Source organism: Staphylococcus schweitzeri (genome assembly GCF_002902405.1).
GTDB lineage: Bacteria > Bacillota > Bacilli > Staphylococcales > Staphylococcaceae > Staphylococcus > Staphylococcus schweitzeri.
Genome location: NZ_PPQS01000019.1, coordinates 1 through 9,397 on the forward strand (window position 1 = coordinate 1; position 9,397 = coordinate 9,397).

6 protein-coding genes and 1 pseudogene are annotated in these 9,397 nt (G+C 36.3%); 6 read left to right on the plus strand and 1 reads right to left on the minus strand.

Annotation, left to right across the window (positions count from 1 at the left end):
• The first annotated feature begins 237 nt into the window (after positions 1-237).
• From fadX to CD116_RS04080, 6 genes are all read left to right on the plus strand, one after another.
• Entirely contained in the window at positions 238-1,800 is a 1,563-nt protein-coding gene (gene fadX / locus CD116_RS04055) for a fatty acid degradation protein FadX (protein ID WP_047424133.1), read from the plus strand.
• Between the two features lie 25 nt (positions 1,801-1,825).
• The gene (gene fadD, locus CD116_RS04060) at positions 1,826-3,331 is read left to right on the plus strand and encodes a long-chain-fatty-acid--CoA ligase FadD (protein WP_047548824.1); all 1,506 of its coding nucleotides are present in this window, start codon (positions 1,826-1,828) and stop codon (positions 3,329-3,331) included.
• Between the two features lie 112 nt (positions 3,332-3,443).
• Positions 3,444-4,655 (plus strand): acyl-CoA dehydrogenase FadE, encoded by a 1,212-nt coding sequence (gene fadE / locus CD116_RS04065; protein WP_047548827.1) that lies wholly within the window; start codon positions 3,444-3,446, stop codon positions 4,653-4,655.
• Between the two features lie 185 nt (positions 4,656-4,840).
• Positions 4,841-7,102, plus strand: coding sequence for a 3-hydroxyacyl-CoA dehydrogenase/crotonase FadB (gene fadB, locus CD116_RS04070; RefSeq protein WP_047548830.1), 2,262 nt, complete (start codon positions 4,841-4,843; stop codon positions 7,100-7,102).
• Positions 7,103-7,131: 29 nt separating this feature from the next.
• The gene (locus CD116_RS04075) at positions 7,132-8,316 is read left to right on the plus strand and encodes a thiolase family protein (protein WP_047548833.1); all 1,185 of its coding nucleotides are present in this window, start codon (positions 7,132-7,134) and stop codon (positions 8,314-8,316) included.
• A gap of 293 nt (positions 8,317-8,609) precedes the next feature.
• Positions 8,610-8,717, plus strand: coding sequence for a hypothetical protein (locus tag CD116_RS04080; RefSeq protein ID WP_047448799.1), 108 nt, complete (start codon positions 8,610-8,612; stop codon positions 8,715-8,717).
• A gap of 181 nt (positions 8,718-8,898) precedes the next feature.
• On the opposite strand, the pseudogene CD116_RS14105 reads toward CD116_RS04080, so the two are convergent.
• Positions 8,899-9,397 (minus strand): annotated as a pseudogene (locus CD116_RS14105) (staphylocoagulase); the annotation flags it as partial.

The following is a 9,397-nucleotide window of genomic DNA, read 5'->3' on the forward strand; positions in this document are numbered from 1 at the left end:
TACTTTTTATGTTCCGAGCAATATTTTTATATAAGCATTTTAATGACATTCAATTCATTACAAACCCTTGATATTACACTTGTTATCGATTATCAAAATATGTCTATAACGTGTCTATTGTCAGAATAAAAAGATATTTCTAATTGATTTTAAACGCCGTTATGTTATATTTCTTGTAAGGGTTTACACAAAGTGTAAAAACGCTATACCTTATCAAATGTGATGGAGGTGACTTACTTGAAACAAATCACATGGCACGACTTACAACATATCATTAAAGATGGTGATGTGATTGGTTTATCAGCTTTAGCTATAGCCAATTTACCCGCCGAAGTTCTACGTGCTGTGTTAGCTCAACATGACACATATCATACGCCCAATGATTTAACGTTTATATTAGCGAATGATATCCATAGTTTAGGTGTCGCACCGGATTTAGATGATTTTATAGAACGTGGCATGATTAAACGTGTCATTATGAGCATTTTAACGGCTTCTTCTAAAACGGCACAAGCAATGAAAAATAATGACATTGAAGCTTATTTTTTACCACAAGGTGTCATTGCTACTCATTATCGTCAAAGTAATCAATTATTACCTGGAGTTGTTACTAAAATCGGTTTAAATACTGCTGTTGATCCTAGATACGGTGGCGGTAAAGTAAATACACGAACAACTGATGATTTAGTTTCATTAGTAACTATCGATGATCAAACATATTTGCATTACACATTCCCTAGCGTTGATGTGGCATTGCTGAGAGGAACCTATGCAGATAAGCAAGGTAATATATATTTAACACAAGAAGCGTACTTGAGTGAAAGTTATCATGTTGCTTTAAATACTAAGGCCAATCATGGCACCGTTATCGTACAAGTTAAAGCTATAGTTGATGACTATCAACTAAAACCGAATGATGTTATTATTCCTGGAAGTATTGTTGATTATGTATATGTTACCCAAGAAGATCGCAATCATCGTCAAGTAATTCAAAGTCATTATTTACCTGCATTGTCAGGTCAGGAACGGATTGATTGTATTCCTGAACAACCGTTGCCATTTAATAATCGCAAACTAATTCTTAGACGTGCCGCTCAATTTTTAACATATGGCGATACGATTAGTATTGGTTATGGTATTAACAATGAACTTTCAAATTTGCTTTATGAAGAACGTGTCGCACATGATGTACAACCAATTCTAGACGTCGGCATTTTTGGCGGATTTGTAGGTAGCCGTGAGCGTTTTGGTATGAACTATAACGCAGATGTACGTATGCGTCATGATCAAGCTTGGGATTTCATCTATAACAATGGTGTATCTGTTGCTTATCTTAGCTTTGCAGAAGTAGACCAATATGGCAATGTCAATGTGTCCTACTTTAATGACCGATTAAATGGTTGTGGTGGATTTATAGACATTACACAATCTGTAAACAAAATTATTTTTTCAGGTACTTTTGTAGCTGGCAGTCATGTTTCATGTCATAACCAACGATTAAACATTGAAACGGAAGGACAAAACAAGAAATTTGTATCAGACGTGAGTCATATCGACTTTAATGCACAATATTCACAATCACTTGAACAAGAAGTCTATTTTGTTACTGATCGTGCAGTATTTGAGCTTACAAATCAAGGCTTGAAACTAATTGAAATCGCTCCAGGTCTTGATTTACAAAAAGATATATTAAATCAAATGGCATTTAAACCAATAATTGCTGACAACATAAAATTGATTGATAGTAGTATTTATCAAAAACAATGGGGACAACTTAAACAATCAATTCATAAAGTATGAAAGTGAAGCTAAAGGGGGTATACTAATGAATTTCGATTGGATAAAAACGCGTTCAGACTTTGATGATGACAAGCCTGCCGTTATTGATCACGCAAAACAAACATCTTGGACATACCAACAACTTAATGCACGCGCTGATAATATGGCACATTATTTAACATCTCAAGGTGTAAAAAAAGGCGATGTTATCGGTATATTTGCGCCAAATGACATTGCAATATTAGATTTACTATTTGCTTGTTTTAAAACAGGTGCTGTATTTTTACCCATGAATTGGAGACTAAGCCAGAAAGAGATAGCAGCTATTGTGGAAGATGCACAATTAAAGCTTCTCTTTTATGCAGAAAAACACCTAAGTTCTTTAACAAACATTGATCAAAAGTTACTACACATGGATATTGATTCACGTCAATATGATGAAATTGTAGATCCAGATCATCACCAACCTTTTCAAGCAACACCTGTCGAACCACATGATCTTGCAGCATTAATTTATACAAGTGGTACAACCGGATCACCTAAAGGCGTGATGTTCTCGTACGAGTCATTTGTTCATAATGGTGCAAACTTAGAACTGACATATAAGTTTAATTCGAATTATATTACGATTGTATCTACACCTATGTTCCATGTTTTAGGATTTAATGATACAGTGTTGCCCGTATTGATGTCAGGTGGCACATTGATTCTTCAACGTTATTTTAATGGAGAAGAATTAAATAACATGATTGCACAATATCATCCTACATTTATTATCATGATTCCGACAATGTATTATAGTACGCTACGTGCTAGTAATTTTAATCCTGAAAATTTTAAAGCTATGGATTATATTATCCAAGGTGGTTCACAACCATTACCAAGTATCCAAACTGCTTTTAAAAAATATGGCATAAACATTATTAACGGCTATGGCTTAACCGAAGCACCTCTTGTACTTGTTAATACACCGGAAAATTCAAAACGTAAACCAATGAGTATTGGTAAAGCAGTCATGTTCGTTGATGCACGCATCCTTGATGATAACGGTGAGGAAGTACCTACTGGCGAGATTGGTGAACTTGCAATTAAGGCTAAAAATGTCACGCCAGGATATTGGAATAAACCAGCAGAGACTGCTAAAGCGTTTCATGGTCGTTACTTATTGACAGGAGATTTAGCAAAAATGGACGACGATGGCGATATATTTATTATTGACCGCAAAAAGGAATTAATTATAACTGGTGGTGAAAATGTCTTACCATCAGAAGTCGAAAATGCTTTAGCTGAACATCCACTAATAGATCGGTGTGTTGTCGTTGGCTATGATCATCCAAAATATGGTGAGTCAATTGCTGCTGCCATTATACTTCGCGAAGATGAACCTCATTACACCGAAATATTAGACCAACATATGCGAAGTCGTTTAGCAGGTTATAAAGTACCGAGAATGTATGTACCAGTAACACATATGCCGTTAAACAGTACACAAAAACCAGATAAGCTCGCGATTCGGAAAATGATGAATGACAAAGTTTCACAAACACTTTAAAAGGTAATAAAAATTTTTACCCTTTTATGAAAGCGTTTACAAACAAGGTGTATTGTCTCAGAATTAGATGCATTTAACATTAGAATTCATATTATTTTTAGGAGGAATTTATATGACATTTGAAAAAGAAACAATCTTAAAAACATTATTTCCTGAAGATGTACTTAGTATTGCTAAAGGTTTAACAGACGGTGAAGTCGAATTTTTACAACAAGTAGATTCATTACTAGAAAATAAATATCGTAAAAATATTAATCAACATTGGATAGACGCTACCGTACCCGAGGACTATTTTAAAGATCTAGGAGAATTAAATTACTTTAACAATCCATTACTTTACAAGAATCGTCCAAACGCCAAAATGCCTAGTCAACTATTTCAGTTTTTCATGTCTTACCTACTCGCGCGATTTGACATTTCCTTAGCTACCCTACTCGGTGTTCATCAAGGTTTAGGGCATAACACTTTCTATTTCGGAGGTAGCAAAGAACAAATTGCGAAATATGTACCTAAATTACAGTCACATGAACTGCGTACATGCTTTGCTTTAACTGAACCAGAACACGGTTCGGACGTTGCGGGAGGTCTTGAAACAGTTGCTGAACGTCAAGGCGATACTTGGGTTATTAATGGTGAAAAGAAATGGATTGGCGGTGCACATGTATCTGATGTCATTCCAGTATTTGCAATAAATAAAGAAACAGGTAAACCACATTGCTTTGTTGTCAGACCAGAGCAAGACGGTGTAGATATTGAAGTCATAGATAATAAAATCGCCCTTCGTATCGTGCCAAACGCACTGATCAAATTAACCAATGTCAAGGTTAATGAAGTGGATCGCTTACAAAATATAACAAGCTTTAAAGATATTGCTAAAATTCTTTATTCAACGAGAGCAGGCGTTGCTTATATGGCTACAGGTGGCATGGCTGGTGCTTTACGTGCCACATTAGATTACGTCACTGAACGTAAACAATTCGGCAAACCAATTAGTAAATATCAGTTAATACAAGAAAAGCTAGCAATGATGCAAGGTAATCTAGCGCATGCAATGGCAACATGTGCCCAATTAGCTAACATGCAAGCACATGGCGAATACGATGAAGTTGCAACTTCAACGGCTAAGATGATGAATGCCTTACGTTTGCGTGAGACAGTTGCTATGGGACGAGGCATTACAGGTGGTAACGGTATTCTTGCTGATGATTATGATATTGCACGTTTCTTCTCAGATGCAGAAGCAATTTACACATACGAAGGTACACATGAAATTAATGCGTTAGTAATTGGACGTGCCTTAACTGGAGATTCAGCATTTGTTTAAACTAAAAGTGATTTTGAAAATATCGACGTATCACATAACTAGACAATTATTTTAAGTATAATGCTTTCCTTAAATCAGAGGCTAAGATAGCTGACAAAGATACTTTTAATTCATTTTACGAAATAGCAAAACTGGCCGATATTTTTAGAGGTTATCTTATCCTCAACTAAATTGGAGGAATAACTATGACAATTAATAAAGTAACAGTTCTTGGTGCAGGTACAATGGGTGCACAGCTTGCAGCACTCTTTGTAAATGCAGGTCTAAAAGTAAAATTATTAGATATTGTAGTCGACGAAAACAATCCAAATCTTATTGCAAAGAAATCGTATGATAAAATCATAGACAAAAAACGACCACTTCTATTCGACTTGAATTTAGCAAGTAATTTAACATATGGTAATTTTACCGATGACTTAACTAATGATGATGCTGACTTATATATCGAAGCAGTTAAAGAAGACATTAAAATCAAACATGCGGTATGGCAACAAGTCGCTCAACATGCTAAAGAAGAAGCTTTATTCGCCACTAACACATCAGGTATACCAATTAAAGCAATTGCTCAAGCATTTAACGAGAAGGATCAAGAACGATTCTTTGGGCTACATTTCTTTAACCCTCCACGAATTATGAAGTTAGTGGAGTTAATACCTACGTCGCACACGAAAGAATCAATCATATTAGATGTAAAAAAATTCGTGCAAAATGTCTTAGGTAAAGGTGTCATTGTCGTCAATGATGTGCCTAGCTTTGTTGCCAATAGAGTCGGTACACAAACAATGAATGATATTATGTACCGCGCCGAACAGCAAAATTTAAACATTACAGATGTGGATGCTTTAACCGGACAAGCGATTGGTCGCCCTAAAACAGGCACTTATGCACTATCTGACTTAGTCGGATTAGACATTGCAGTATCTGTAATTAAAGGCATGCAGCAAGTCCCTGAGGAAGCACCCTATTTCCACAATGTCAAAGTTGTAAATACATTGTTTGATATTGGTGCACTAGGTCGTAAAACAAAACAAGGTTTTTATAAAAAAGATAAAGATACTAAAGAACGTCTTGTTTATGATAAAGAAAAACAAGATTATGTCCCTGTATCACAACCACAATCACCAATTTTAAATGAATTTAATAAAGATTTAGTGCATAACCTTGATGTCATTTTTAATGCACAAGATGAAGCAGGACAATTTTTATGGAAAACCTTACGTAATAATTTCTATTACTCTGCGATCAACGTCCCTAAGGCTACCGATGACTTCCGTGACATTGACCGCGCCCTTGTTTGGGGGTTTAACTGGAAGCTTGGACCTTTCCAATTATGGGATGCGATGGGATTTGAACGTGTTAAATCGCGCATGGAAGATGAACTTGGTGACTTACCACAATGGATTAACGAATTAGATGGCAGCTTTTATAAACAGAATGAAACGATTGAATATGTAACACCAGTATCTCACTTCATAAAAGATGAACTTTGGGATAAAGGTGATGCTAAACTTTCTGTAACTCACGACGATCAACTTTTACTAAAATTACAGAGTAAAAATAATGTCATTACCGATGAATTTAATGATGCTTTAGTTGAGGCGATTGATTTGCTGGAAAACAAATATTATACGAGTATGGTTATTTATGCTGATGGTAATAATTTCAGCGTAGGTGCCAACCTTTTCTTAATGAAAAAAGCGCATGAAGAAGGTCTTGTGGATGATGTTGTTGCACAATCAATTGATAAATTGCATTATAGCTTTAATCGTTTGAAGTATAGCTTAAAGCCAATCGTTACAGCTGTACAAGGTCGTGCCCTAGGCGGCGGATGTGAGCTTGTACTTTACTCGCCTATCGTTGTAGCAGCAAGTGAAACATATATTGGTCTTGTTGAAGCGGGCGTCGGTTTATTACCAAGTGGTGGTGGTCTTGCAGAAATGGCAGATCGCATTTTACACACATCACATAAACTCGATGATAAACAAGCTTCAATGACTAAAGTACTTACAAACATCGCATTTGCAAAAGTATCTACTAATGCATTTGAGGCTCGCCGTTATGGCTATTTACGTGATACAGATACGATTATTTTCAATACAGCACAACGTGTCGAAGTAGCACTTAAACGCGCAAAATATGAAGCAGAAACAAACTATATACCTAAACCAAAACACCAATATATTGGCTTAGGAGAAAATTACAAAGTATTCATTGAAGGACAATTAGACGCGCAAAGACTAGGTCATTTTATTAGTGATTATGATTATCATATTGCCTTAGAAATTGCATATGTTTTATCTGGTGGCGAACTACTTCGTAACACATATATTAATCAACGTTATATCCAAAAATTAGAAAAAATCAGTTTTATAGAGTTACTAAAATCTAAAAAAACATACGATAGAATTACACATATGTTAAAAACTGGTAAGCCATTACGTAATTAAAGGACATTTATTAAGAGAGGATGATAAGCATGCAAGAAGCATATATTGTAGCTTATGGACGTTCAGCTACTGCAAAGGCAAAACAAGGGTCACTATTTTATGAAAGACCAGATGATGTTGCTGCTAAAGTATTACAGGGTGTGTTAAAACGTGTTGGTGGAAAGTTTAATAATAATATGGTTGAAGATGTCATTGTAGGTACCGCTTTTCCTGAAGGGTTACAAGGACAAAACATTGCAAGAACGATTGCATTACGTACAGGCTTATCGTACTTTATTCCTGGACAAACTATAAACCGTTACTGTTCATCTGGGCTACAAACAATAGCAACTGCAGCCAACCAAATTATGGCTGGTCAAGGAGATATACTCGTGGCAGGTGGCGTAGAATTAATGAGTGCTGTCCCTATGGGTGGAAACGAACCTACCAACAATCCAATATTACAATATGAAGATATAGGTGCGTCATACCCTATGGGTTTAACTGCTGAAAATGTAGCGTCGCAATATAACGTATCTAGAGAAGAACAAGATACCTATGCTGTTCAAAGTCATCAACGCGCATATGAAGCGCAACGTGAAGGTCGCTTTGAAGATGAAATCATTCCAATTAATGTTGAATACGTAGAATATACTGGAGACGGAATCGACTTTAAAGAAGGTATATTCAATCAAGATGAGTTAATTCGACCTAACACAACGAAAGAGGCATTAGCTAAATTACCGACAGTGTTTAAGGCTGATGGTACAGTTACTGCAGGTACATCCGCCCCACTATCTGATGGCGCAGCATTTGTCGTCTTAATGTCAGGAGACAAAGTGAAAGAACTAGGTGTGAAACCTATTGCTCGATTCGTTGGTTTCAAAGCTGTCGGTGTGGATCCGAAAATAATGGGTATTGGCCCTGCATATGCGATTCCTGAAGTATTGTCACTCAGCAATTTAACAATCGAAGACATCGACTTAGTAGAACTAAATGAGGCATTTGCATCTCAAACTATCGCTTCTATGAATGCGGTAGGTCTAGATTTATCACGTACTAATGTAAATGGTGGTGCCATTGCTTTAGGTCATCCATTAGGTGCAACCGGTGCTATATTGACCGCACGTTTACTATCTGAAATGAGTAGGCGCCCCGATAGTCGCTACGGCATGGTGACAATGTGTATTGGCGTCGGTATGGGGGCAGCTGCAATATTTGAATATGTGCGTTAAAATGATTGATTTTGGATGAAGCAGATTCGTTTTGTTATTGAAGTAGGATGAAGTTGAAACGGGTTGAAGCAGTTTCGTTTTATTATTGAAGCTATATGAAATATAGTGATTGAACAAAATGGTGTTTTAATAGAATGGTGGGTATTTCCGTTTTAGAATTTAACATTTACACGTCTACTTTTAATCATTGTTTTAAATTTTATGAATCGAAGCCCTTTGATTTAATAATATTTGCTAATGCTAGTAACTTATCTGATTGTTCATGTTTAAAATAAAGAAAACCACTCACATCAGTGTGCGTTCGAACTAGGCTTGTAAGTTCCAGTTCGGTACGACTTTCTATAGCAATTATTATTGCTGTGATTGTCGTATATCACATAGATGTGCGTGGTTTATTTTAATAGGTTAGTAATATGTTAGGTCATGTTATGTTTAAGACTATAATGAATAAATAATTTGGAAATATGCTTCCGATTGTTCGATGCTTTAATTCAGTTAGAAACATCATCGAATGCATGATTACTGTTGTAAAGATACATAATGTTTTGTATTGACTGTATGTTTATGGATAGAGTTATAAACTTATTTTGTTACTCTAGGCCCATATGTCGCAGTACCATCTGCATGTGTTGTTACGTTATATGCATTCGTTTCACTTGCCTTCTTGTATGTCGGACGAGCTCCGTATGATACTTGGCCGTTTGCATGTGTCGTTACGTTGTATGCGTTTGTTTCACTTGCCTTCTTGTATGTTGGACGTGCGCCATATGATACTTGACCGTTTGCATGTGTTGTTACGTTATATGCGTTTGTTTTACTTGGCTTGTTTTGTGCCGGACGTGCGCCATATGATACTTGACCATTTGCATGTGTTGTTACGTTGTATGCGTTTGTTTCACTTGGCTTGTTTTGTGTTGGGCGAGCGCCATATGATACTTGACCGTTTGTATGTGTTGTTACGTTGTATGCGTTTGTCTCACTTGCCTTCTTGTATGTTGGACGTGCGCCATATGATACTTGACCGTTCGCATGTGTCGTTACGTTGTATGCGTTTGTTTTACTTGGCTTGTTTTGTGTTGGG

Excerpts from the sequence above, each read along its gene's own strand:
- fadE (WP_047548827.1), top strand. The coding sequence starts at position 3,444 with ATGACATTTGAAAAAGAAACAATCTTAAAAACATTATTTCCTGAAGAT.
- CD116_RS04075 (WP_047548833.1), top strand. The coding sequence starts at position 7,132 with ATGCAAGAAGCATATATTGTAGCTTATGGACGTTCAGCTACTGCAAAG.
- fadD (WP_047548824.1), top strand. The coding sequence starts at position 1,826 with ATGAATTTCGATTGGATAAAAACGCGTTCAGACTTTGATGATGACAAG.
- fadB (WP_047548830.1), top strand. The coding sequence starts at position 4,841 with ATGACAATTAATAAAGTAACAGTTCTTGGTGCAGGTACAATGGGTGCA.